We start from the raw sequence: 25,635 nt of genomic DNA, 5'->3' as shown, positions 1-25,635 counted from the left end.
GTGCCGCCGCTCAGGCGGCGGGGGAGGTGGCCGGCGCGCTCGCCGGGGCCCGCCCGGCGATCTGCCGCACGTAGTTGCCGTAGCTCGAATCGCCCAGCTCGCGGCCGAGCGCGAAGCACTGGTCGGGGCTGATGAACCCCATCCGCAGGGCGATCTCCTCCACACAGGCGATCCGCTCGCCCTGCCGCTGCTCCAGCAGCTGCACGTACTGGCCGGCCTGGAGGAGCGAGTCGTGGGTGCCCATGTCCAGCCAGGCGAAACCGCGCCCCAGCTCGTTCAGCCGGGCCCGGCCCTGGGCCAGGTAGACCCGGTTGACGTCGGTGATCTCCAGCTCGCCGCGCGCCGACGGGGCCAGCCCCCGGGCGATGTCCACGACGTCGTTGTCATAGAGGTACAGGCCGGTCACCGCCAGGTTGGAGCGCGGCATCGCCGGCTTCTCCACCAGCGACACCAGCCGCCCCTCCGCGTCGATCTCGCCCACGCCGTAGCGCTGCGGGTCCTGCACCGGGTAGCCGAACAGCTCGCAGCCGTCCAGGCGCATCGCGGCCTGGTTGATGAGCGAGGAGAAGCCGGGGCCGTGGAAGACGTTGTCGCCGAGGATCAGCGCCACCGGGCTGTCGCCGATGTGCTCCTCCCCGATCAGGAAGGCCTCCGCGATCCCGCGCGGCTCGTCCTGCTCGGCGTAGTGCAGGTCGAGGCCGAGCTGGGAGCCGTCGCCGAGCAGCGCCCGGAACATCTCCAGGTGGTTCTTGGCCGAGATGATCTGGATGTCCCGGATACCGGCCAGCATCAGCACGGCCAGCGGGTAGTAGATCATCGGCTTGTCGTAGACCGGCAGCAGCTGCTTGGACAGCGCCCCGGTCAGGGGCCGCAGCCGGGTGCCGCTGCCGCCGGCGAGGATGATGCCCTTGAGGGGGCGGCGGGACCCGCGCGCGCCGAGGGTGGGGACGGTCGGCAGGGTCGGAACCTCAATCATGGCTGCTCTCCGTGGCGTCACGGACCGCCGTGATGACGGTCTCTACGTCCTTCGCGGTCAGCTGCGGCCCCATGGGCAGGCTCAGCACCTCGGCGGCCAGACGCTCGGAGCGGGGCAGCGGGCCGGCCGCGGTGCCGGCGTAGGCACGGGACCGGTGGACGGCGACCGGGTAGTGGATCAGGTTCTCCACCCCGGCGCCGGTCAGGGCGGCGCGCAGCCGCTCGCGGTGCGGGGTGCGCAGTACGTACTGGTGCCAGACCGGCTCCGCCCAGGGCCGCACCTCGGGCACGGTGATCCGCGGCAGGCCGGCCAGGCCCTCGGTGTAGCGGGCGGCGACCGCGCGGCGCCGGGCGTTCCAGGCGTCCAGGCGGGTCAGCTTCACCCGCAGCGCCGCCGCCTGGATCTCGTCGAGGCGGGAGTTCGTACCGCGCTCCTCGTGCTCGTACTTCACGCGCGAGCCGTAGTTGCGCAGCAGCCGGATCCGCTCCGCGAGCGCGGCGTCTCCGGTGACCACGGCCCCGGCGTCGCCGAGGGCGCCCAGGTTCTTGCCCGGGTAGAAGGAGAACGCCGCCGCGTACCGGGAGCCGATGCGCCGGCCCCGGTAGCGGGCCCCGTGGGCCTGCGCCGCGTCCTCCACGACCGCGATGCCCCGCGGGGCCGTCACGGCGTCGACGGCGTCGAGGTCCACCGGGTGCCCGTAGGTGTGCACCGGCATGACCGCCCGGGTCCGCGGGGTGATCGCGGCCTCGATCCGCGCCGGGTCCATCAGGTACGAGCCGTCCTCGGGCTCCACCGGCACCGGCCGGGCGCCCGTCGCGGACACCGCGAGCCAGGTCGCGACGAAGGTGTGCCCGGGAACGAGCACCTCGTCGCCCTCGCCGATCCCCAGCGCCCGCAGCGTCAGCTCCAGGGCGTCCAGCCCGCTGCCCACGCCGACACAGTGGCCGGCCTCGCAGTAGCGGGCGAACTCCTCCTCGAACGCCTCCAGTTCCGGCCCCAGCAGGTAGCGGCCGGACCGGGTCACCCGCAGCACCGCCGCGTCGAGCTCCTCCTGCACCCCGTCCAGGGCGTGCAGGTCCCGCAGGTCGTGGAAGGGTACGCGCACCCCGTGCGCCAGGGAGGCCGCGGTCACAGCAGCCACCCCTTCCTCGCGTCGGCCAGGAACTCGTCGTACTCGCGGTAGTAGTCCGCCTCGTCGTAGTGCAGCGAGGCCAGGACGAGACTGACCGCGCCCTCCGAGAAGTTGCCGAGGTCCCGCCACACCATCGGCCCGACGTACAGGCCCTGGCCGGCGTCGTTCAGCTCGTACTCGGCCTGGTTGACCCCGTCGTCCACGGTGATCGTGAAACTCCCGTGGACCGCGATGATCAGCTGCTCCAGCGCCCGGTGGGCGTGGCCGCCCCGGGACGATCCGACGTCCAGGTCGTGCAGGTAGTAGACCCGCCTGATCGGGAAGCCCGCCGTCCATTCGGACTCGACGACGGACAGGTTGCCGCGTTCGTCGTTGTGCTGCTCCAAGTCGATGAAGGAGCAGGGTTTGATCCTGCCGACCTTCGCTTCCGTGGTGATGCCCACCGCCATACGATCGCGCTCCCTGGTTGCCCTGGTCCGAACCGCTCCCGGCGCGGCCGTACGTGCGTACGGCCGCGGGGACCTCTCAGCCTCAGCCTCAGCCTCAGCCTCGGACGACGGAGACCGGAAGGTGACGGGCGGTCAGCTGGTCGGCCTCGTAGAACTCCGCCTTGTCGTGGTCGACCGAGAACGAGGAGAACGCGTCGAAGGCCAGGTTGAGGAAGACCTTCGCCTCGATCCGCGCCAGGAACGCCCCCAGGCAGTGGTGGATGCCGTGGCCGAAGGCCATGTGCTTGTTCGCGGACCGGCGGATGTCGAAGGTGTCCGGGTCCGGGAACTGCTCCTCGTCACGGTTGGCGGACGCGCTCCACGCCGTCACCATCTGACCGGCCCGCATCGGGACACCGAGGATGTCGGTGTCCTCCTTCACCAGCCGGAAGATGTTGTTGAAGGGGCTGCGGTAGCGCAGCGTCTCCTCGATCGCCCCCGGGATCAGCGAGCGGTCGGCCCGCAGCTCGGCCTGCGCCTCGGGGTGGCGGTCCAGCACGATGAACAGGTTGCTCAGCAGCGTCGCACTGGAGATGTGGCCCGCCGTCAGCAGCAGCGCCACGATGTTGACGATCTCCTCGTCGGTCAGCCGGCGGCCGTCGACCTCGGACTCGATGAGCCCGCTCATCAGGTCGTCCGTCGGCTCCGCCCGCTTCTCGGCGATCTTCGCGTACAGGTAGGCCGCCCACTCCTTGATGGCCGGGCCCATCGTCTCCGCGAAGTCGTCCGGGAGGTTCGGGTACTCCATGCCCTCGTTGTTGAGGATGACGTCGACCCACTCGCGGAACAGGTCCTGGTCCGCGGCCGGCACCCCCAGCAGCTCGGCGATCACCGTGACCGGCAGCGGGTACGCGAGGTCCGTGACGGCGTCGATCTCGGTGCGCTCACCCAGACCGGCCAGCAGCTCCCGGGTGATCTCCTCGATCCGCGGCTCCAGCGCCGCCATCCGGCGCGGGGTGAACGCCTGCCCGACCAGGCGGCGCAGCGGGCCGTGCTTCGGCGGGTCGATACCGCCGAAGGTGCCCGGGCCCATCAGCAGCGCCAGCTCCTCGGGGACCGGGAAGACCGGCGAGAAGTCCGAGGAGAAGACCAGCGGGTTCGTGGAGACGGTGTTGTAGTCCTCGTACGAGAAGACCTGCCAGGCGTAGCGCGTCGAGTCCCAGAAGACGGGCGCCTCGGCACGGGCCCGCGCGAACCACTCCAGCAGCTGCTCCGCGCCGGCGCCCTCGGGCTGCGCGAGGTGGTGCGGGGCCTCGGCGGCCTCCGCCGCCTCCACGGCGTCGGTGGCCTCCACGGCCTCGGTGGTCTGTGCAGTCATAACGGCTTCCTCAGCTCGGGTTCGGCGGGAGTCGGAAGGGAGGGAGGGGGAGGAGGGGGAGGGCGGTCCGGCGCGGGCTCAGGCGCCGGCGGGAACCGGGGCCAGCAGCCGCTCGACCGCGTCGGCGGCGGCTCCGGGGCCGCCCGCGGACTCGATCTGCTCGCGCAGCCGCGCCACGGCGGCCCGTACGTCCTCGTCGCCGGCCAGGGACAGGACGGTCTCGCGGATCAGCTCCGGCGAGATGTCCTTGCGCAGGATCTTCGCGCCGACACCCAGCTGCTCGACGCGGGTGGCCGTGGCGTGCAGCTCCGCCATCTGCGGAACCGAGATCACCGGCACACCCTCGGAGACGGCCTGGAGCACGGTGCTCGTACCGCCGTGGTTGATCATCAGGGTCGCGTGCGCCAGCACCTCGCCCTGCGGAACGAACGTGTGCACCTGGATGTGCGCCGGAACCTCGCCCAGTTCACCCTCGGCGACCCCGCCCGCGTGCGCGATCACCACGTCCCAGTCGAGGTCCGCGAAGGCCTCCACACAGGCGCGGAAGAACGAAGGCTGCTTGTTGTACAGGGTGCCCAGCGTGATCAGCGCCAGCGGCCGGCCCGTCTGCGGGGCCTGCCAGTCGCCGTGGAAGCTGTTCGCGCTCGTGCACGGACCGACGAAGTTGACCTCCTCGCCGAAGGTCTCGCCCGCGTACTGGAAGGCACGCGGCAGGTACACCAGCGCCGGCCCCGAGTGCACGTCGTCCGCGAACTCGCCGATGCCCTTCTCCACCCCGTGCTCCGCCAGCAGCCCCGCGACCACCCCGAACAGCTCGCCCGTCTCCGGGTCCTCCTGCTGCTCCTCGGCCGTGTCCACCGGCGGGTGCAGCGACCAGTGCTCGTTCGCCACGTACGTGGGCGTGCTGCGGATGACGGGGATGCCCCACTTCGCCGCGAGGATGTGACCGCTCCAGAACGACGACGGATCGCACACGAACACGTCGGGACGGTCGTCGGCGAAGTGCGCCTCGAACGGCGGAAGCGTCTGCTGGGTCAGCTCCAGCATCCACTTCATCATGTTCAGGAACTCCTGCTGGTCCGTGTAGGACGCCGAGTCCTGCTGCGGGACCATCGTCTCCAGGAACCGCTCCTGGTCCATCGGGTACGGCAGGAACTCCGCGCCCGTCGCGAGCACCCGCTCCCCGTAGTTCTCCGACAGGGCGTAGCTGACCCGGTGGCCGCGCGCGACGAGCTCCCGCGCCACGGACAGCGTGGGATTCACGTGACCTGCCGCGGGGAGGATGAAGAAGGCGATATGCGCCATCGGGGCAGCCTTTCGAATATCGATAGGTGGGGCTTCTCGACGTACCGGAAATTAGGTCCATCGGCACTGTTGGCGCAAGTACGGACTTGACATAGTGTCTGACCGCTCTCCGCTGCTGCCGCCAGACCCTGCCGTGGTCGACTCAAATCACCGTGGAATGCAACTCAATTCGCACTTGAATAAGCAGGCCAATTCCCGGTGAGTTGACATAGTCACCTACCCGTTCGCGGCGACCCCGCAGCACTGTTGTTGGGTGACAGGGCCCGTGCTTCAGAGGAGATTCAGCCATGACCTGCCCTCATGCCGCCGCCGGAGCCGTTCGGACCTACCCCTTCGGTGACCGCGTCGACCTCGAACTCGACCCGGCCTACGCCGAACTCCGGTCGGCCGAGCCGGTCGTGCGGGTCCGCATGCCCTACGGCGGCGAAGCCTGGCTCCTCACCCGCCACGCGGACGTGAAGAAGGCCTCGGCCGACCCCCGCCTGAGCATGCACGCCGGAGCCGACCGGGACGTGCCGCGCGCCGCCCCCCGCGGCCTCGACTCCGTCGGCCTCATGGGCATGCCCCCCGAGGCCCACGCCCGCCTGCGCCGGCTCGTCTCCCGCGCCTTCACCGCCCGCCGGGTCGCCGCACTGCGCCCCCGCATCACCGAGATCACCCACCGCCTCATCGACGAACTCGTCGCCGAAGGCGGCCCCGCCGACCTCGTCCAGCGCCTGGCCCTGCCGCTGCCCACCGCCGTCATCTGCGAGATGCTCGGCATCCCCAACGACGACCGGCACATCTTCCGCGCCTTCACCGAGGCCCTGATGTCCGCCAGCCGCTACACCGAGGAAGAAGTCGCCCAGGCCGCCGAGGAGTACGCCGACTACCTGCGCGGCTACGTCTCCCAGCGCCGCGCCCAGCCCGAGGACGACCTCCTCAGCGCACTCATCGAAGCCCACGACGAAGGCGAGAAGCTCAGCGAGAACGAGCTCCTCATGCTCGTCGGCGGCATGCTCATCGGCGGCCACGAGACCACCGCCGGACAGCTCGCCGGCCAGATCGCCCTCCTCCTGAGCGGCGACCGCGCCCGCTACGAGGAACTCTGCGCGACGCCCGCACTCGTCCCCTCCGCGGTCGAGGAACTCCTGCGGATCGTCCCCCTGTGGTCGAGCGTCGGACCCAGCCGCGTCGCCACCGAGGACGTCGAGATCGGCGGGGTCACCATCCGCGCCGGCGAAGCCGTCGTCTACTCCCTCGCCTCCGCCAACCGCGACGAGGCCGTCTTCGAGGACCCCGACACCCTGGTCCTGGACCGCGGGACCAACCCCCACCTCGCCTTCGGCCAGGGCCCTCACTTCTGCCTCGGCGCTCCGCTGGCCCGAGCCGAACTCCAGTGCGCCCTCGAGGCCCTGACCACCCGCCTCCCCGGACTGCGGCTCGCCGTACCCGTCGCGGAACTCGCCTGGCACGAGGGAATGCTCGTCCGCGGACTCGTGGAGCTCCCCGTCACCTGGTGATCCGCCGGACTTCCCACAGCGGACCCCCCTCAGACTTTCGCGTCATTCCCCGGTCGGGGAATATCGCATTTCATCTCTGGCCATGGAGAAATCGATGACCCCCAAGACCGGTGAGCAGCGCGTGGCTGATAACGACATAGCCGTCGTGGGGTTGGCCTGCCGACTGCCCGGAGCGGAAACCTCCGAGGAATTCTGGCAGCTCCTGCGCAGCGGCCGCCAAACCGTCTCCCGGCAGGAGGACGGAACCTGGCGCGCCGCCCTGGAGAACCACGGACGGTTCGACGCCGAATTCTTCGGGATGACCGCCGCCCAGGCCGCCGCCACCGACCCCCAGCAGCGCCTGGTGCTCGAACTCGGCTGGGAGGCCCTGGAACACGCCGGGATCGTCCCCGCCCGGCTCGCCGGCAGCCGCACCGGCGTGTACGTCGGCATCGCCTCCGACGACTACGCCACCCTCGCCGGCCGCGGCGACGTCGAAGCCGGCGGCTACAGCGCCGCCGGCCGCCACCGCGCCATGGCCGCCAACCGGCTCTCCTACCTCCTCGGACTGCGCGGCCCCAGCATGGCCGTGGACACCGCCCAGTCCTCCTCCCTCGTCGCCGTCCACCTCGCCTGCGAGAGCCTGCGGCGCGGCGAGAGCGACATGGCCGTCGTCGGCGGGGTCAACCTCATCCTGGCCGACGACAGCACCACCCTCATGGAACGCATGGGCGCCCTCTCCCCGGACGGCCGCTGCCACACCTTCGACGCCCGCGCCAACGGCTACGTACGCGGCGAGGGCGGCGCCGCCGTCGTCCTCAAGCCGCTGCGCCGCGCCCTCGCCGACGGCGACCGCGTGCACTGCGTTATCAAGGGCGGCGCCGTCAACAACGACGGCGGCGGCCCCAGCCTCACCACCCCCGACCGCACCGCCCAGGAGGCCGTGCTCCGCGAGGCCTACGCGCACGCGGGCGTACGGCCCGAGCACGTCGGCCTCGTAGAACTCCACGGCACCGGCACCCGCGCCGGCGACCCCGTCGAAGCCGCGGCCCTCGGCGCCGTCCTCGGCACGGCCCGCACCGGCTCGCCGCTCCCCGTCGGCTCCGCGAAGACCAACGTCGGCCACCTGGAGGGCGCGGCGGGCCTCGTCGGCTTCCTCAAGGCGGCACTCGCCGTCCGCGAGGGCGAGATCCCGCCCAGCCTCAACTACGCCACGCCCAACCCCGCCATCCCCCTCAACGAGCTGAACCTGCGCGTCCAGACCGGGCTGGAGCCGTGGCACGAGCCGGGCGGCCGGCGCCGGCTGGCCGGCGTCTCCTCCTTCGGCATGGGCGGCACCAACGCCCACCTCGTCCTCGAAGAGGCCCCCGCCACCGAACCCGCCGCCGCGGAAGCGGAGCGCAGGACGCTGCCGGTCGTCCCCGTCGTCATCTCCGGCCGGACCGGCGAGGGCCTGCGCGACCAGGCCGCACAGCTCAGCGCCCGCGTCGAGCACGGCCCGGAACTGGACCTCCTCGACGTGGCCTGGACCCTCGCCGGCGCCCGCACGGTCTTCGGCCACCGGGCGGTGGTCCTCGCGGCCGACCGCGAGGAACTGCTGACCCGCCTGGAACGGTCGGCGGTCCACGGGGTCGCCGCCGAGACCGGCCGTCGGGTGCTGGTGTTCCCGGGTCAGGGGACGCAGTGGGTGGGGATGGGTGCGGGGCTGTTGGAGTCCTCGCCGGTGTTCGCGGCCCGGTTGAGGGAGTGTGCGGATGCCCTCTCCGCGTTCGTGGACTTCGATGTGGTCGAGGTGGTGCGGGAGGGGCGGTCGCTGGAGCGGGTGGATGTGGTCCAGCCGGTGACGTGGGCTGTGATGGTGTCGCTGGCGGAGGTGTGGCGTTCGCTGGGTGTGGTGCCGGATGCGGTTGTCGGGCATTCGCAGGGTGAGATCGCTGCCGCTGTGGTGTCGGGTGCGTTGTCGTTGGAGGATGCGGCCCGGGTGGTTGCGTTGCGCGCCGCCGTTATTGGGCGTGAGCTGGCGGGGCTGGGTGGGATGGCTTCCATTCCGCTGCCGTTGGCGGATGTTGAGGTGCGGCTGGAGGGCTGGACCGGGCGGCTGGGTGTGGCGGCCGTCAACGGGCCGTCGAGCACGGTCGTCGCCGGTGACGCCGACGCGGTGGTCTCGTTCGTCGCGGAAGCGGTTGGCGAGGGCATTCGGGCGCGTCAGGTGCCGGTGGACTACGCCTCGCACTCCGCGCATGTGGAGCGGATCGAGGCGGAGCTGCTGGACGTGCTCGCGCCGATCGTTCCGCGGCGTCCGGAGGTTCCCTTCTACTCCACCGTGACGGGCGAGCCGGTCGACACGGCCGCCCTCGACGCCTCGTACTGGTACCGCAACCTGCGGCAGACGGTGCGCTTCGAGGAGACCGTCAAGGGCCTGATCGCGGACGGCTTCGGCACCTTCGTCGAGTCCAGTGCCCACCCCGTTCTGGCCATCGGCATCCAGGAGACCGCCGAGGCAGCGGGTGCCGACGTCGTCGCCGTGGGCTCGCTGCGCCGCGAGGAGGGCGGGCTGGAGCGGTTCCTGACCTCCGCCGCCGAGCTGTTCGTACGCGGCACCGACATCGACTGGGCCTCCCTCTTCGAGGGGACCGGCGCCCAGCGCGTCGACCTCCCGACCTACGCCTTCCAGCGGACCCACCACTGGCTCGGCTCCGGCTCCGCCGACGAGCGGCCCGACGCCGCCCCGGCGGCCGACGAGACCCTCCTCAGCCGCGAGCTGCGCGGCCGCTCCGAGAGCGAGCAGCTCGACCACGTGCTGGAACTGGTACGCGTCCACGCGGCCGCCGTACGCGGAGACGCCTCCGCGGAGGCGATCGCCGCCGAGCGGACCTTCAAGGAGCAGGGCTTCGAGTCCATCAACGGCATCGAGCTGCGCAACCGGCTGCGCTCCGCCACCGGTCTGCGGCTGCCCACCACGCTCATCTACGACTCCCCGACCCCGCTCGCCGTCGCCCGGCTGATCCGTGACGCGGCCGCCGAGACGCTCGCCGAGCCGGCGCGCCCGGCGCTACCCGCCGCCGCCCCGGCCCGCCGGACGCAGCCGCTCGCCGCCGACGAGCCGATCGCGATCGTGGGGATGGCGTGCCGTTTCCCGGGTGGGGTGGGTTCGCCTGAGGGTTTGTGGGATTTGGTGTCGTCGGGTGTGGATGCGGTGTCGGGGTTTCCGGGTGACCGTGGTTGGGATGTTGAGGGGTTGTTTGATCCGGAGCCGGGTGTTCCGGGGTGTTCGTATGTGCGGGAGGGGGGTTTCCTGCATGAGGCGGGGGAGTTCGATGCGGACTTCTTCGGTATTTCGCCGCGTGAGGCGGTGGCGATGGATCCGCAGCAGCGGTTGTTGCTGGAGACCTCGTGGGAGGCGTTGGAGCGGGCGGGTATTCCGGCTTCCGCGCTGAGGGGGACGAAGGCCGGCGTCTTCGTCGGCGCCATGTCACAGGAGTACGGCCCCCGGCTGTACGAGCCCGCCCAGGGGTACGAGGGCTACCTGCTGACCGGCAACACCGCCAGCGTCATGTCCGGGCGCATCTCGTATGCGCTGGGGCTGGAGGGCCCGGCGGTGACGGTGGACACCGCCTGCTCCTCGTCCCTCGTCGCCCTGCACCTGGCCGCGCAGTCCCTGCGGACCGGCGAATGCGACGTGGCCCTGGCGGGCGGCGTCGCCGTGATGGCCGCACCGGGGATGTTCGTGGAGTTCTCGCAGCAGCGGGGCCTGGCGGCCGACGGGCGCAGCAAGGCCTTCGCCGACGCGGCCGACGGCACGAGCTGGGCCGAGGGCGTGGGCATGGTCCTCGTCGAGCGGCTGTCGGACGCGGTGGCGAAGGGGCACCGGGTGCTGGCGGTGGTGCGGGGTTCGGCGGTGAACCAGGACGGTGCGAGCAATGGGCTGACCGCGCCGAACGGTCCTTCGCAGCAGCGGGTGATCCGGGCGGCGCTGGAGAGCGCGGGTCTGGGTGTCGCGGATGTGGATGTGGTGGAGGCGCACGGGACCGGCACGAAGCTGGGTGACCCGATCGAGGCGCAGGCGCTGCTGGCCACGTACGGGCAGCGGTCGGTTGAACATCCGCTCTGGCTGGGGTCGTTGAAGTCCAACATCGGGCACGCGCAGGCAGCGGCCGGTGTGGGTGGCGTCATCAAGATGGTCAAGGCGCTGGAGCACGGGCGTCTGCCGAAGACTCTGCATGTGGATGCGCCGTCTTCCCAGGTGGACTGGGAGGCGGGCGCGGTCGAGCTGTTGGCGGAGGAGCGTGACTGGCCGGAGAACGGCCGCCCGCGCCGGGCCGGCGTGTCCTCCTTCGGTGTGTCGGGGACGAACGCGCACGTGATTCTGGAGCAGGCGCCGGAGGCGGTGGTGGAGGCTGCTGAGGCGGTGCGTGAGCTGCCGGTGGTTCCGGTCGTCCTCACCGCCCACTCCGAAGCCGCCCTCCAGGCCCAGGCGGAGCGGCTCCCGAGCGAGTCGCGGCTGCTGGACGTCGGGTACTCGCTGGCGACTTCGCGGTCGCTGTTCGAGCACCGGCGGGTCGTTCTCGGCGGTACGACCGTCGAGGGTGTGACTTCGGCGAATGGTCGCCGGGTGCTGGTGTTCCCGGGTCAGGGGACGCAGTGGGTGGGGATGGGCGCGGGGCTCTTGGAGTCCTCGCCGGTCTTCGCCGCCCGGCTGAGGGAGTGCGCGGATGCGCTGGCGCCCTTCGTGGACTTCGACGCGGTCGAGGTGGTCAGGGAAGGCCGCTCGCTGGACCGGGTGGATGTGGTCCAGCCCGTGACCTGGGCCGTGATGGTGTCGCTGGCCGAGGTGTGGCGTTCGCTGGGTGTGGTGCCGGATGCGGTCGTTGGTCACTCGCAGGGTGAGATCGCTGCCGCTGCGGTCTCGGGTGCGTTGTCGTTGGAGGATGCGGCCCGGGTGGTCGCGCTGCGGGCTGCCGTCATCGGGCGTGAGCTGGCCGGGCTGGGTGGGATGGCTTCCATTCCGCTGCCGTTGGCGAATGTCGAGGTGCGGCTGAAGGGCTGGACCGGGCGGCTGGGTGTCGCCGCTGTCAACGGGCCGTCGAGCACGGTCGTCGCCGGTGATGCGGACGCGGTGTCCGCTTTCGTCGCCGAAGCCGTCGCCGAAGGCGTCCGGGCGCGTCAGGTGCCGGTGGACTACGCCTCGCACTCCGCGCACGTCGAGCGGATCGAGGCGGAGCTGCTGGAGGTGCTGGGGCCGATCGTTCCGCGGCGTCCGGAGGTTCCCTTCTACTCCACCGTGACGGGTGAGCTGGTCGACACGGCCGCGCTCGACGCCTCGTACTGGTACCGCAACCTGCGGCGGCCCGTGCGCTTCGAGGAGACCGTGCGGGCGCTCGTCGCCAAGGGCTTCGGGACGTTCATCGAGTCCAGTGCGCACCCCGTGCTCGTCATGGGCATCCAGGAGACCGCCGACGTCCTCACCACCGGCTCCCTGCGCCGCGACGAGGGCGGGCTGGAGCGGTTCCTGGCCTCCGCCGCCGAGCTGTTCGTACGCGGGACCGACGTCGACTGGGCCTCCCTCTTCGAGGGGACGGGCGCCCGCCGCGTCGACCTTCCGACGTACCCCTTCCAGCACCAGCACTACTGGCTGGAGCCCTCCGCCCCCGCCCCCGCCGCCGCGCGCGCCGCCGCCGAGCCGGCCGGGACCGACGCCTGGCGCTACCGCACCACCTGGAAGGGCCTGGGCGGCGGTTCGGCGCCGCAGCTCGAGGGCCGGTGGCTGCTGGTGGTGCCCGCCGGGCTCGAGGCGGCCCTCGCCGACGCCGCCGAAGCCGCGCTCGGCCGCCACGGCGCCCGTACCGAACGGCTCGCCGTCGACGCGGCCACCGTGACCCGTACCGAGCTCGCCGACGCCCTGGCCTCCTACGGCGACGGCCTGAGCGGGGTCCTCTCCCTCCTCTCCCTCGTCGCAGCCCCCGAGGCTCTGCTCTCGACCCTCGCCCTCGTCCAGGCCGCCGCGGACGGCGAGCCGGGCCCCGCGCGGATCTGGGCGCTGACCCGCGAGGCGGTCGCCGCCGCCCCCGGGGAGCTGCCCGAGGACACCGGGGCGCAGATCTGGGCCTTCGCCCGGGTCGCGGCCCTCGAACTGCCCGCGCTGTGGGGCGGTGTCGTGGACCTGCCCGCGCAGCCCGACGCCCGCGCCTTCGACCGGGTCGCCGCCGCGCTGGCCCGGGGCGGGCGGGCCGGCGCCGAGGACCAGGTCGCCGTACGCGCCTCCGGCTCCTACGGGCGCCGCATCACCCGCGCCGCCCTGCCCGCCCGCCCGTCGGACGGCAGCCGCTGGCGGGCACGCGGCACCGTCCTGGTCACCGGCGGCACCGGCGCCCTCGGCGCGCACGTCGCACGCTGGCTCGCACACCACGGCGCCGAGCACCTCGTGCTCACCAGCCGGCGCGGACCCGAGGCGCCCGGCGCCGAGGCGCTGGCCGCCGAACTGCGCGCCCTGGGCACCGAGGTGACCGTCGCGGCCTGTGACGTCTCCGACCGGGCCGCGCTCGCCGCCCTCCTGGAGGCCCACCCGCCGACCGCCGTCTTCCACACGGCCGGGGTCCTCAACGACGGGGTGATCGGCGCGCTCGCCGCCGACCGCTTCCACGAGATCCGCGCCCCCAAGGCCGACGCCGCCCGCCACCTGCACGAACTCACCCGCGACCGGGGCCTGGACCTCGACGCCTTCGTCCTCTTCTCCTCCGTCACCGGCACCTGGGGCAACGGCGGCCAGGCCGCCTACGCCGCCGCCAACGCCTCCCTCGACGTCCTCGCCGAGCAGCGCCGCGCCGAGGGCCTGCCCGCCACCTCCCTCGCCTGGGGCCTGTGGGGCGGGCGCGGCATGGCCGAAGGGGCCGGCGAGGAGAGCCTCGGCCGCCGCGGCATCAGGGCCATGGACCCCGAGCAGGGCATCGAGGCCCTGCACCGGGCCCTCGACCACGCCGACGTCTGCGTCACCGTCGTGGACGTCGACTGGACGGACTTCGCCCCCCGCACGGCGGCCCTGCGCCCCGGCCCCGCCTTCGACACCGTGCCCGAGGCCCGCCGCGCCCTGGAGGCCGAACGCCGGCAGCGGTCCGAGGGCGCGGGAGCCGCCGGCCCCGCCGACGGGCTGGCCGCACGCCTCGCCGCACTGCCCGAGGCCGAACGCACCCGGGTGCTCGTCGAGCTGGTCCGCACCGAGGCCGCCGCCGTCCTGCGGCACCCCGGCACCGACGCCGTCCGGCCCGACCGGGCGTTCAAGGACGCCGGGTTCGACTCGCTCACCGCCCTGGAACTGCGCAACCGCCTGGTCCGGGCCACCGGCCTCACCCTGCCCGCCACCGTCGTCTTCGACCGGCCCAGCCCGGCCGTCCTCGCCGCCCACCTGCTGGGCGGGCTGCTCGGCGAGAGCGCCGCACCGGCGGTCGCCCCCGCCGCCGCGCCCGCCCGGGCCGCCGACCACGACGACCCCGTCGTCATCGTCGGCATGGCCTGCCGCTTCCCCGGCGAGGCCGACAGCCCCGAAGCGCTGTGGGACCTCGTCATGGAGGAACGCGACGTCATCGGCGCCGCGCCCGTGGACCGCGGCTGGAACCTCGACGAGGTGTACGAGCCCGACCCCGAGGCCGGCCGGCGCGGTACGACGTACGTCCGCGAAGGCGGATTCCTGCACGAGGCGGCCGAGTTCGACGCCGACTTCTTCGGGATCTCCCCCCGCGAGGCCCTCGTCATGGACCCCCAGCAGCGGCTGCTGCTGGAGACCTCCTGGGAGGCCCTGGAGCGCGCCGGCATCGACCCGCGCGCGCTGCGCGGCACCCGTACGGGCGTCTACGCGGGCCTCACGCACCAGGAGTACGCCTCCCGCCTGCACGAGGCCTCCGAGGAGCACGAGGGACACCTGCTCACCGGCAAGTCCGCGAGCGTGGTCTCCGGACGCATCTCGTACGTGCTCGGCCTGGAAGGCCCCTCGGTCTCCATCGACACGGCCTGCTCCTCCTCCCTGGTCGCCCTGCACCTCGCGGCGCAGGCCGTACGGGCCGGCGAATGCGACCTCGCCCTCGCCGGCGGTGTCACCGTCATGGCCGCTCCCGGCCTGTTCGTGGAGTTCTCCCGCCAGCGCGGCCTCGCCGCGGACGGCCGCAGCAAGGCCTTCGCCGACGCGGCCGACGGCACCAGCTGGGCCGAGGGCGCGGGCATGATCCTCGTCGAGCGGCTCTCCGACGCCCGGCGCCACGGGCACCCGGTGCTCGCCGTCGTCCGCGGCGACGCCGTCAACCAGGACGGCGCCAGCAACGGGCTGAGCGCCCCCAACGGGCCCTCGCAGGAACGCGTGATCGCCCAGGCGCTGGCCAACGCCGGCCTGGGCGTCGAGGACGTGGACGTGGTCGAGGCGCACGGGACCGGCACGAAGCTGGGTGACCCGATCGAGGCGCAGGCGCTGCTGGCGACGTACGGGCAGCGGTCGGCCGGAGAGCCGCTCTGGCTGGGCTCGTTGAAGTCCAACATCGGACACCCGCAGGCCGCTGCCGGTGTGGGCGGCATCATCAAGATGGTCAAGGCCCTCGAGCACGGGAAGCTCCCGAAGACCCTGCACGTCGATGCGCCGTCCGCGCAGGTGGACTGGGAGGCGGGCGCCGTCGAGCTGCTGACCGAGGCCCGGGACTGGCCGGAGAACGGCCGCCCGCGCCGGGCCGGCGTGTCCGCGTTCGGTGTCTCCGGGACGAACGCGCACGTGATCCTGGAGCAGGCGCCCGAGCGGGTGGTGGAGGCCGCTGAGGCGGTGCGTGAGCTGCCGGCGGTGCCGGTGGTGGTGTCGGCGAAGTCGGCGGCCGCCCTGCGGGAGCAGACCGAACGGCTCCGCAAGGGGACCGAGGGGCTGCGGCTGCTGGACGTCGGGTACTCGCTGGCGACTTCGCGGTCGCTGTTCGAGCACCGGCGGGTCGTCGTCGGTGACGTGGTGGCCGAGGGCGTGGCTTCGGCGAATGGTCGCCGGGTGCTGGTGTTCCCGGGTCAGGGGACGCAGTGGGTGGGGATGGGTGCGGGGCTGTTGGAGTCCTCGCCGGTGTTCGCGGCCCGGTTGAGGGAGTGTGCGGATGCCCTCTCCGCGTTCGTGGACTTCGATGTGGTCGAGGTGGTGCGGGAGGGGCGGTCGCTGGAGCGGGTGGATGTGGTCCAGCCGGTGACGTGGGCTGTGATGGTGTCGCTGGCGGAGGTGTGGCGTTCGCTGGGTGTGGTGCCGGATGCGGTTGTCGGGCATTCGCAGGGTGAGATCGCTGCCGCTGTGGTGTCGGGTGCGTTGTCGTTGGAGGATGCGGCCCGGGTGGTTGCGTTGCGCGCCGCCGTTATTGGGCGTGAGCTGGCGGGGCTGGGTGGGATGGCTTCCATTCCGCTGCCGTTGGCGGATGTCGAGGTGCGGCTGAAGGGCTGGACCGGGCGGCTGGGTGTGGCGGCCGTCAACGGGCCGTCGAGCACCGTCGTCGCCGGTGATGCGGACGCGGTGTCCGCTTTCGTCGCCGAGGCCGTCGCCAAGGGCATCCGGGCGCGTCAGGTGCCGGTGGACTACGCCTCGCACTCCGCGCACGTCGAGCGGATCGAGGCGGAGCTGCTGGAGGTGCTGGGGCCGATCGTTCCGCGCCGTCCGGAGGTTCCCTTCTACTCCACGGTCACCGGCGGCCTGCTCACCGATCCCGTCCTCGACGCCGCGTACTGGTACCGCAACCTGCGGCAGACGGTGCGCTTCGAGGACACCGTCGGGCACCTGCTCGCGGACGGCTTCGCCACGTTCGTCGAGTCCAGCGCCCACCCCGTCCTGACCATCGGCATCCAGGAGACCGCCGACGCGGCCGGCATCGACATCCACGCGACCGGCTCCCTGCGCCGCGACGAGGGCGGGCTGGAGCGCCTCCTGACCTCCGCCGCCGAGCTGTTCGTACGCGGCGCCGACGTCGACTGGGCCTCCCTCTTCGAGGGGACCGGCGCCCAGCGCGTCTCCCTGCCGACCTACGCCTTCCAGCGGACCCACTACTGGGCGCCCACCTCGCCCGCCGGTGTGGGCGACGCCGCCGCCGCGCGGTTCGGGATGGAGTGGGAGACCCACCCCCTGCTGGGCGGGGCGCTGCCGCTCGCCGCGACCGGCGAGGTGGTGTTCGCCGGGCGGATCTCCCTCGTGGACCACCCGTGGATCGCCGACCACGCGGTCTCCGGCCGGACCCTGCTGCCCGGTACCGCCTTCGTAGAGCTCGCTCTGCACGCCGCCGCCGCGACCGGCTGCGGCGGCCTCGAGGAGCTGGGGCTGGAGGCGCCGCTGGTCCTTCCCGGACGCGGGGCCGCCCAGATCCAGGTACGGGTCCAGGCGGCCGACGAGAGCGGCCGCCGCGCGGTCACCCTGCACTCGCGCGCCGAGGAGGACGACGCCCCGTGGACCCGCCACGGCAGCGGGCTCCTCGCCCCGGCCGACACCCGGCCCGTGCCCGGCCCCGCCGGCTGGGCGGGCGGCGAGGCCTGGCCGCCGGTCGGCGCCGAACGCGTCGAACCCGAGGACGTGTACGCCCAGTTCTCCGACCTCGGCTACGAGTACGGCGAGGTCTTCTCCGGTATCGACTCCGTCTGGCGCCGCTACGGCGAGGTCTTCGCCGAGGTCCGCCTGCCCGCCCGGGCCCAGGCGGACGCGGCCGGCTACGGGGTGCACCCCGCGCTGCTGGACGCGGCGCTCCAGCCCTGGCTGGCCGGTGAACTCCTCGCCGTGCCCGACGGTTCCGTCCTGCTGCCCTTCGCCTGGCAGGGCGCCACCCTGTACGCGGCGGGCGCCGACGCGCTGCGCGTGCGCATCGCCCGCACCGGGGAGGGCGCGGTCTCCCTGGAGGCCGCCGACCTCACCGGGGCCCCCGTACTGACCCTCGACGCCCTCGTCATGCGGCCCGTGCTGCGCGAACGCCTCGACGCGCTGCTCGGCGCGGCCGACGCCGAACTGCCGCTGTACCGGATCTCCTGGCAGGGCGCGGGTACGACGCCCGAGGCGTCGGCGCCGCAGCGGCTGGCCGTGCTCGGCGACGATCCCCTCGGGGTGGCCGGCGCGGGCGGCGGCGCGGCCGCCCCGGTCCACGCGGACCTGGCCGCGCTCCTCGCCTCCCTCGAGGCGGGCGGCCCGGTCCCGGACGCCGTCCTCGCCTCCTTCCCGGTGCCCGCCGCCGGGCCCGACGCCGCCGGGCCCGGCGCGGTACGCGACACCACCGAGCGGGGCCTGGAGCTGCTCCAGGACTGGCTCGCGCACGACGAGCGGACCGGCGGCTCCCGCCTGGTCGTCCTGACCCGGCAGGCCGTCGCCACCACCCCCGGGGAAGCCCTTCCCGGGCTGGCCGCCGCCGGTCTGTGGGGTCTCGTACGCTCCGCGCAGAGCGAGCATCCCGGCCGCTTCGTCCTCGTGGACACCGACGGCACCGAGGCCTCGGCGGCGGCCCTCGCCGGCGCCCTCGCCGGCGGGGAGCCGCAGCTCGCGCTGCGCGACGGGGAGGTACGGACCCCCGCCCTGGCCCGCCCGGCGGACCCCGGGCCGGACACCGCCGCCGCCGAGGGGGCCGTCTTCGACCCCGAGGGGACCGTCCTCGTCACCGGCGCCACCGGCACGCTCGGCGCCCTGATCACCCGGCACCTCGTCACCGCGCACGGCGCGCGCCGGCTGCTGCTCGTCAGCCGCAGCGGACGCGAGGCCGCCGGGGCGGGCGAGCTGGAGCGGGAACTGACCGCGCTGGGCGCCCAGGTGGAGATCACCGCCTGCGACACGGGTCACCGCTCCGAAGTGGAAGCACTGCTCTCGGGCATCGCGGCCGCGCACCCGCTCACCGCCGTGATCCACGCGGCGGGCGTCCTCGACGACGGCGCGCTCACCGCCCTCGACGCCGAGCGGCTGGGCACCGTACTGCGGCCCAAGGCCGACGCGGCCCTGCACCTGCACGAACTGACCGCCGGCCTGCCGCTGTCCGCGTTCGTGCTCTTCTCCGGCGCCGCAGGCCTCCTCGGCCGTCCCGGCCAGGCCAACTACGCCGCCGCGAACACCTTCGTCGACGCCCTCGCCCAGCACCGTCGGGCCACCGGACTGCCCGCCACCTCCCTCGCCTGGGGCCTGTGGGGCGAAGCCACCGGCATGACCGGACACCTCTCCGACACCGACCTGCGCCGCATGCGCCGTTCCGGCCTCGCCCCGATGACCAACGCCCAGGGGCTCGCCCTCTTCGACCGGGCCCTCACGGCGCCCGCCGGCCCGGCCGACGAGGCCCTCTTCGTCCCGCTGCGCCTCGACGCCCCGGCCCTGCGCCGCGAACAGGCCTCCCACGGCCGCGAAGCGGTCCCGGTCCTGCTGCGCGCCCTGGTCCCGCCCGTCACGGCCGCCCCGCGCGCCGCCCGGGCCGCCAACCCCGCGGCCGCGGCCGGCAGCCCGGTCCCCGCCGCGGACGCGGCGCAGGACCTGGCCCAGCGCCTGGCCGGCCTCGACGCGGCCGCCCGGCGCCGGGAGCTGCTCACGCTGGTACGGACCGAGGTCGCCGGGGTCCTCGGCTTCGCCGGCCCCGAAGCCGTCGAACCGGCCCGCCCCTTCCGCGAGATCGGCTTCGACTCGCTGACCGCCGTCGAACTGCGCAACCGGCTCGGCGCCGCCACCGGGCTCCGGCTCGCCGCCACCGTCGTCTTCGACCACCCCACCGCGCAGGCCGTCGCCGAGCACATCGGCGAGGAACTGCACACCGCCGGCCACGGCGGCCGGGAAGCGGGCGAAGCCGCCCTCGCCGGGCTCGCCGCCCTGGAGGCCGCCGTCGCGGGCCTGGCCGGCGACGACATCCGCCGCGAGACCGTGCACCGGCGGCTCACCGCACTCGTCGCGGGCCTGGCCGCCGCCGGCGCCCTGCCCGCGGCCCCGGCCGGCACCCCGGCCCCGCCGCCGGCCGCGGCCGACGGCCCGGCGGACGCCGAGGCCCTGCTGGAGTCGGCCGACGACGAAGAACTTTTCGCCTTCATCGAGGAGCAGTTGTGACGGACACCCCCGCCGCCGCGGACAACTCGGCGAAGATCCGCGACTACCTCAAGCGGGTCACGGCCGAACTCGTCAGCACCCGCGACCGGCTGCGTACCGTCGAGGAGAGCGCCCGCGAGCCCATCGCGATCGTGGCCATGAGCTGCCGCCTCCCCGGCGGCGTCCGCACCCCCGAGGCCCTGTGGCAGCTCCTCGAGTCCGGCACCGACGCGGTCGGCGGCCTGCCCACCGACCGGGGCTGGGACCTCGACGCGCTCTACGACCCGGACCCCGACGCCCCCGGCACCAGCTACGCCCGGGAAGGCGGCTTCCTCCACGACTGCGCCGACTTCGACCCGGAGTTCTTCGGCATCTCCCCCCGCGAGGCCCTCGCGATGGACCCGCAGCAGCGGCTCCTGCTGGAAACCTCCTGGGAGGCCTTCGAACGGGCCGGGCTCACCCAGGAGGCGGTGCGCGACAGCCGTACCGGCGTCTACGCGGGCGTCATGTACGACGACTACGGCGCCCGCGTCCCCCACACCCCCGGCGTGGCCGCCCCCGAGGGACTGGAGGGCTACCTCGTCAACGGCAGCGCCGGAAGCGTCGCCTCCGGCCGGGTCTCCTACACCTTCGGGCTGCGCGGACCCGCCGTCACCGTCGACACCGCCTGCTCCTCCTCCCTGGTGGCCGTCCACCTCGCCGCCCAGGCCCTGCGGGCCGGCGAATGCGACCTGGCCCTCGCCGGCGGCGCGACCGTGCTGTCCACGCCGACCATGCTCATCGACTTCTCACGCCAGCGCGGGCTCGCCGCCGACGGCCGCTGCAAGGCCTTCTCCGACGAGGCCGACGGCACCGGCTTCGGCGAGGGCGCCGGCATGCTGCTGCTCCAGCGGCTCTCCGACGCCCGCCGCGAGGGACGTACCGTCCTGGCCGTGCTGCGCGGCTCGGCCGTCAACCAGGACGGCGGCGGGGCCGGGCTGACCGCCCCCAACGGGCCCGCCCAGCAGCGCGTCATCCGCGCCGCCCTCGACAGCGCCGGCCTCACCGCCGACCAGGTCGACGCCGTCGAGGCCCACGGCACCGGCACCAGGCTCGGCGACCCCATCGAGGCCGGCGCCCTCCTCGCCACCTACGGCCGCGCCCGCACCGGCGACGCGCCGCTGCTCCTCGGCTCGCTCAAGTCCAACATCGGCCACGCCCAGGCCGCCGCCGGAGTCGCCGGGGTCATCAAGACGGTGCTCGCCCTGCGACACGGCGTCCTGCCCAAGACCCTGCACGCCGCCACCCCCTCCAGCCGCGTCGACTGGAGCGACGGGGCCGTCGCCCTGCTCACCGAGCGGACCCCCTGGCCGGAGCGGTCCGACGGCCCCCGCCGGGCCGGCGTCTCCGCCTTCGGCGCGAGCGGCACCAACGCCCACGTCATCCTGGAAGCCGCGGATCCCGCCGGGGGCGCAGGGAGTACGGGGGCCGACGGCCGCCCCGGCGAGGACCCGGCCGCCGCGCCCGGGACCCCGGCGGGCGCTCCGGCCGGCTCCGCCGCGCCCGCGGGTCCCGACGGTTCCGCTGCGCCCGTGGATCCCGACGGTTCCGCTGCGCCCGCGGGTCCCGACGGCGCCGCCGCGCCGGCCGGACGGCCCGCCGCCCCGGCCGTCGTCGCCTGGGCGGTGTCCGCCCGGACGCCGGGGGCCCTGCGCGACCAGGCCCGCCGCCTCGCCGACCACCTCCGGGCCCACCCCGCCGACCCGGCCGCTGTCGCCTCCGCGCTCGCCCACGGCCGCACCGCCTTCGCCGAGCGGGCCGTCGTCCTCGGCGAGGACCCGGACACCCTGCTGCGCGCCCTCACCTCCCTCGCCGAGGACGAACGCCCCGACACCGGGCACGTCGTCACCGGCCGGGCCGCCACCGAGGACCGCCGCACCGCCTTCCTCTTCACCGGCCAGGGCAGCCAGCGGCCCGGCACCGGCCGCGAGCTGTACGCGAGCGAGCCCGTCTTCGCCGCCGCCCTCGACGAGATCTGCGCCGCCTTCGACCCCCACCTGCCCCGGCCGCTGCGCACCGTCCTGTTCGCCGAGCCCGGTACGGACGACGCCGCGCTGCTGGACCGTACGCAGTACACCCAGCCCGCCCTGTTCGCCCTCGAAGCCGCCCTGTACGCGCTCGTCACCGACCGCGGCATCCGCCCCGACGCGGTCGCGGGCCACTCGGTGGGCGAGCTCACCGCCGCCTACGCGGCCGGGGTGTTCTCCCTGCCCGACGCCGCCCGGCTGGTCGCCGCGCGCGGCCGGCTGATGGGCGAACTGCCCGGGGGCGGCGCGATGGCCGCGCTCCAGGCGGGCGAGGAGGAGGTACGGGAACAACTCGCCGGCCGGGAGGGGCGGATCGACCTCGCCGCCGTGAACGGACCGCAGGCCGTCGTCGTCGCCGGGGACTCGGCCGACGTGGACGAACTGGTCGAGCACTGGAAGAGCCTCGGTCGCGCCGCGAAGCGCCTCACCGTCAGCCACGCCTTCCACTCGCCCCACATGGACGGCATGTTGACACAGTTCGAAGAGATTGCTCGCGGCCTCGAATACCACCCGCCCAGGATTCCTGTCATGTCGAACCTGACCGGACAGCTCGCCACGGGCGAAGCTCTGCGCACCGCGGACCACTGGGTCCGCCACGCGCGCCGGCCCGTACGGTTCCTCGACGGGGTCCGCGCGCTGCGCGCCGAGGGCATCGACACCTTCCTCGAAATCGGCCCCGACGCGGTCCTCACCGCCATGACCCGCACGATCCTCGACCACGACGAGGCCACCGACGAGGCCGCCGCCGAGGCCGCCGCCGAGACCGCCGTCGGCACCGCCGCCGGCACCGTCACCGTCCCGGTGCTGCGCCGCGCCGCGCCCGAGCCGCAGGCCTTCGCCCGGGCGATGGCCACCGCCTTCGTCCACGGGGTCCCCGCCCGCCTCGCCCCGCCCGCCGACGGCCCGGCGTCGCAGACCGCCGCACTGCCCACGTACGCCTTCCAGCGCAGCCGCTACTGGCTCGACGCCCCCGCCCACCAGGCCCCCCTGGCCTCCGCCGGCCTCGACACCGCCGCGCACCCGCTGCTCGCGGCCCGCGTCGAACTCCCCGACGCGCAGGGCACCGTGTGGACCGCGACCCTGTCCACCGCCACCCACCCCTGGCTCGCCGCGCACACCATCGCCGGCCGGGCCGTCGTCCCCGGCACGGCCCTGCTCGAACTCGCCCTCACCGCCGCCGCCGGCTCCGGGATCGCGGAACTGACCTTCGAGAACCCCCTCGTCCTGCCCGACGCGGCACCCGTACGCCTGCGCGTTCACCTCGGCGCCGCCGACACCGACGGCACCCGGCCCGTCCGCATCCACTCCGCCCCCGCCGGCCAGGACGCCGGGGCCGACTGGACCCCGCACGCCACCGGCCGCACGGCCATCGCTCCGCCCGGCGCTCCGGCCGACGCGGACCTCGAGGGCCTCACCGGCGGCGTCTGGCCGCCCGAGGGCGCCGAACCCGTCGCCGTCGACGGCGAGTACGAGCGCTTCGCCGCCGCCGGCATCGGCTACGGCCCCGCCTTCCAGGGGCTGCGGGCCGCCTGGCGGCGCGGCGCGGACGTCTTCGCGTACGCCGCCCTGCGTCCCGAGGAGGGCGCCGAGGCCGCCGGCTACGGCCTCCACCCGGCCCTCCTCGACGCCGCCCTGCACGCCGTCACCGCCACCCGGCCGGACGCCCACGGACTCGTGCCCTTCTCCTGGACCGGCGCCGCCCTGCACGCACACGGCGCCGACGCCCTGCGCGTACGGATCTCCCCGGCCGGCCCCGACGCCTACACGGTCACCGCCACCGACCCCGAAGGCCGGCCCGTGCTCACCGCCGGCTCCCTGGCCCTGCGCCGGGTCGCCACCGACCGCATCGCCGCCGCGGCCACCGGCCGGCCCGCCCCGCTGCTGCGCCCGCACTGGACCCCGCTGCCCGCCGCCCCCGCCGCCCCCGCCGCCCCCGCAGCGGCCGACTGGCACCTGCTCGGCGCACCCGGCCCGGCCCTCGCCGAAGCCCTGACCGCCGCCGGCGCGACCGTACGACAGCACCCGGGCGACCCCGCCCGGGCCCTGGACGGCGTACCGGCGGACGCCCGCCACGTCCTGGCCGACCTGCGCGGCGACGACGACCCGCAGGCCGTGGGCCGGCTCGTGCTCGCCCTCGCCCAGCGCTGGCTCGCCGACGACCGCCCCGACGACGCCCGCCTCACCGTCCTCACCCACGGCGCGGCCGACACCGGCACCGCGATCACCGGCACCCCGGTCACCACAGCGCCCGTTACGGACCCCGCCGCCGCCGTCGCCTGGGGACTGCTGCGCTCCGCCCGCACCGAACACCCCGGCCGCTTCGCCCTCGTGGACACCGACGAGGACCCCGCCTCCTACGCCGCCCTGCCCGCCGCCCTCACCCGCGCCGACCGGCCCGAGGAGACCGCCCTGCGCTCCGGCACCGCCCACGCCCCCGGCGTCGTACGGGTCCGCGGCGCGGCCGGCGGACCGGCCTGGAACCCGGCCGGCACCGTCCTGGTCACCGGCGGCACCGGCGGCCTCGGCTCCGCCGTGGCCCGCCGGCTCGTCACCGCACACGGCGTACGCCACCTGCTGCTCGCCGGCCGGCGCGGCGCGGCCGCCCCCGGCGCCGACACCCTCGCCGCCGAACTGCGCGCGCTGGGCGCCGAGGTCACCGTCGCCGCCTGCGACACGGCCGACCGGACCGCGCTGGCCGCGCTCCTGGCGACGATCCCCGCCGAGCACCCCCTCACCGCCGTGGTGCACACCGCCGGCGTCCTCGACGACGGTCTGCTCACCGCCCAGGACCCGGCCCGCCTCGAAGCCGTCCTGCGGCCCAAGGCGGACGCCGTCCGCCACCTCCACGACCTCACCGCCGGGCTGCCGCTCGACGCGTTCGTGCTCTTCTCCTCCGCCGCCGGACTGCTCGGCAGCGCCGGACAGTCCACCTACGCCGCCGCCAACGCCCACCTCGACGCCTTCGCCGCCTGGCGCCACGCCCAGGGCCTGCCCGCGCTCTCCCTCGCCTGGGGCCCCTGGGCCGGCGAGGGCATGGCCGGAGCCCTGGACGGCGCCGACGCGGCCCGGCTGCGCCGCTCCGGCCTCGTACCGCTGACACAGCCCGAGGCCCTCGACCTCTTCGACGCCGCCTGCGGCAGCGGGCTGCCCGTCGTCCTGCCGCTGCGCGTCGACCCGGCGGCCGCCACCCTGCCGCCCGTGCTGGCTCCGCTCGCCGCGGGGACCGCGACCCGGCCGGCCGCCGCCACTGCCGCCGCGCAGGCGCAGCCGCGCCGGGCCACCCTCGCCGACCGGCTCGCGGGCCTGCCCCGCGCCGAACGCGCCGCGCTCCTCCTGGACCTCGTACGCACCGAGGTCGCCGCCGTCCTCGGCTACGGCGGCCCGGCCGAGGTCGGGGCGCAGCGCAGCTTCCGCGAAGCGGGCTTCGACTCGCTCACCGCCGTGGAACTGCGCAACCGGCTCAGCGCCGAGACCGGGCTGCGCCTGACGGCGACCCTCGTCTTCGACCACCCGACACCCCTGGCCCTCGCCGAACACCTCGACGGGGAGCTGCCGGGCGCGGAGGCCGCCGTACTCGCCCTGATCGGGCAGCTCGGCGAAGCCACCGCCGGGGCCGCCCTCGACGAGGACGCCCGCCGCACGGTCGCCGACCACCTGACCGTCCTGCTGGCCGGCCTCGCCGCCGCCGGCACCTGGGCGGCGGGGGGCGGCGAGGAGCCGGCGAACCCGGCGGACGCCGCCGAGGAAGACCGGGGCAAGGTCACCGAACTGCTCAACTCCGCATCCGACGACGAACTGTTCCAGCTGCTCGACAGCGGCTTCCGCTCCATCTGAAGCCCTGCACCGACACCTCC

Annotated in this window: 8 protein-coding genes; 3 read left to right on the top strand and 5 right to left on the bottom strand. The window is 74.6% G+C overall.

Annotated elements, in window-relative coordinates; genetic code table 11:
- Positions 1–10: 10 nt before the first annotated feature.
- From rfbA to OOK34_RS32635, 5 genes are all read right to left on the bottom strand, one after another.
- Positions 11–976, bottom strand: a complete 966-nt coding sequence (rfbA, locus tag OOK34_RS32655; RefSeq protein WP_267037765.1) for a glucose-1-phosphate thymidylyltransferase RfbA — start codon at positions 974–976, stop codon at positions 11–13.
- Complete coding sequence (locus OOK34_RS32650) at positions 969–2,117, bottom strand: DegT/DnrJ/EryC1/StrS family aminotransferase (RefSeq protein WP_323183518.1); 1,149 nt, start codon at positions 2,115–2,117, stop codon at positions 969–971. The genes rfbA and OOK34_RS32650 overlap by 8 nt, the downstream gene beginning before the upstream one ends.
- The gene (locus tag OOK34_RS32645; RefSeq protein ID WP_267037764.1) at positions 2,105–2,557 is read right to left on the bottom strand and encodes an FdtA/QdtA family cupin domain-containing protein; all 453 of its coding nucleotides are present in this window, start codon (positions 2,555–2,557) and stop codon (positions 2,105–2,107) included. Before OOK34_RS32645 ends, OOK34_RS32650 begins: the two co-directional genes overlap by 13 nt.
- A 94-nt stretch (positions 2,558–2,651) precedes the next feature.
- Complete coding sequence (locus OOK34_RS32640; protein WP_267037763.1) at positions 2,652–3,914, bottom strand: cytochrome P450; 1,263 nt, start codon at positions 3,912–3,914, stop codon at positions 2,652–2,654.
- A 78-nt stretch (positions 3,915–3,992) separates the two neighbouring features.
- On the bottom strand, positions 3,993–5,219 hold the full coding sequence (locus OOK34_RS32635) for a macrolide family glycosyltransferase (protein WP_267037762.1): 1,227 nt from the start codon (positions 5,217–5,219) through the stop codon (positions 3,993–3,995).
- Positions 5,220–5,506: 287 nt separating this feature from the next.
- Here OOK34_RS32635 and OOK34_RS32630 point away from each other — a divergent pair, with 287 nt between their 5' ends.
- The 3 genes from OOK34_RS32630 (at position 5,507) to OOK34_RS32620 (ending at position 25,615) form a co-directional block, all read left to right on the top strand.
- The gene (locus tag OOK34_RS32630) at positions 5,507–6,721 is read left to right on the top strand and encodes a cytochrome P450 (protein ID WP_267037761.1); all 1,215 of its coding nucleotides are present in this window, start codon (positions 5,507–5,509) and stop codon (positions 6,719–6,721) included.
- A gap of 94 nt (positions 6,722–6,815) precedes the next feature.
- The gene (locus OOK34_RS32625) at positions 6,816–19,736 is read left to right on the top strand and encodes a type I polyketide synthase (RefSeq protein WP_267037760.1); all 12,921 of its coding nucleotides are present in this window, start codon (positions 6,816–6,818) and stop codon (positions 19,734–19,736) included.
- The gene (locus tag OOK34_RS32620) at positions 19,733–25,615 is read left to right on the top strand and encodes a type I polyketide synthase (RefSeq protein WP_267037759.1); all 5,883 of its coding nucleotides are present in this window, start codon (positions 19,733–19,735) and stop codon (positions 25,613–25,615) included. The genes OOK34_RS32625 and OOK34_RS32620 overlap by 4 nt, the downstream gene beginning before the upstream one ends.
- Positions 25,616–25,635 lie beyond the last annotated feature (20 nt).

It is taken from the genome of Streptomyces sp. NBC_00091 (assembly GCF_026343185.1).
In the GTDB taxonomy this organism is placed as follows: Bacteria; Actinomycetota; Actinomycetes; order Streptomycetales; family Streptomycetaceae; genus Streptomyces.
This window is presented reverse-complemented; position numbering and strand designations above follow the sequence as displayed.

Coding starts and splice junctions, on each gene's coding strand:
- OOK34_RS32635 (WP_267037762.1), bottom strand. CDS start 5,219: ATGGCGCATATCGCCTTCTTCATCCTCCCCGCGGCAGGTCACGTGAAT.
- OOK34_RS32640 (WP_267037763.1), bottom strand. CDS start 3,914: ATGACTGCACAGACCACCGAGGCCGTGGAGGCCACCGACGCCGTGGAG.
- OOK34_RS32625 (WP_267037760.1), top strand. CDS start 6,816: ATGACCCCCAAGACCGGTGAGCAGCGCGTGGCTGATAACGACATAGCC.
- OOK34_RS32645 (WP_267037764.1), bottom strand. CDS start 2,557: ATGGCGGTGGGCATCACCACGGAAGCGAAGGTCGGCAGGATCAAACCC.
- rfbA (WP_267037765.1), bottom strand. CDS start 976: ATGATTGAGGTTCCGACCCTGCCGACCGTCCCCACCCTCGGCGCGCGC.
- OOK34_RS32630 (WP_267037761.1), top strand. CDS start 5,507: ATGACCTGCCCTCATGCCGCCGCCGGAGCCGTTCGGACCTACCCCTTC.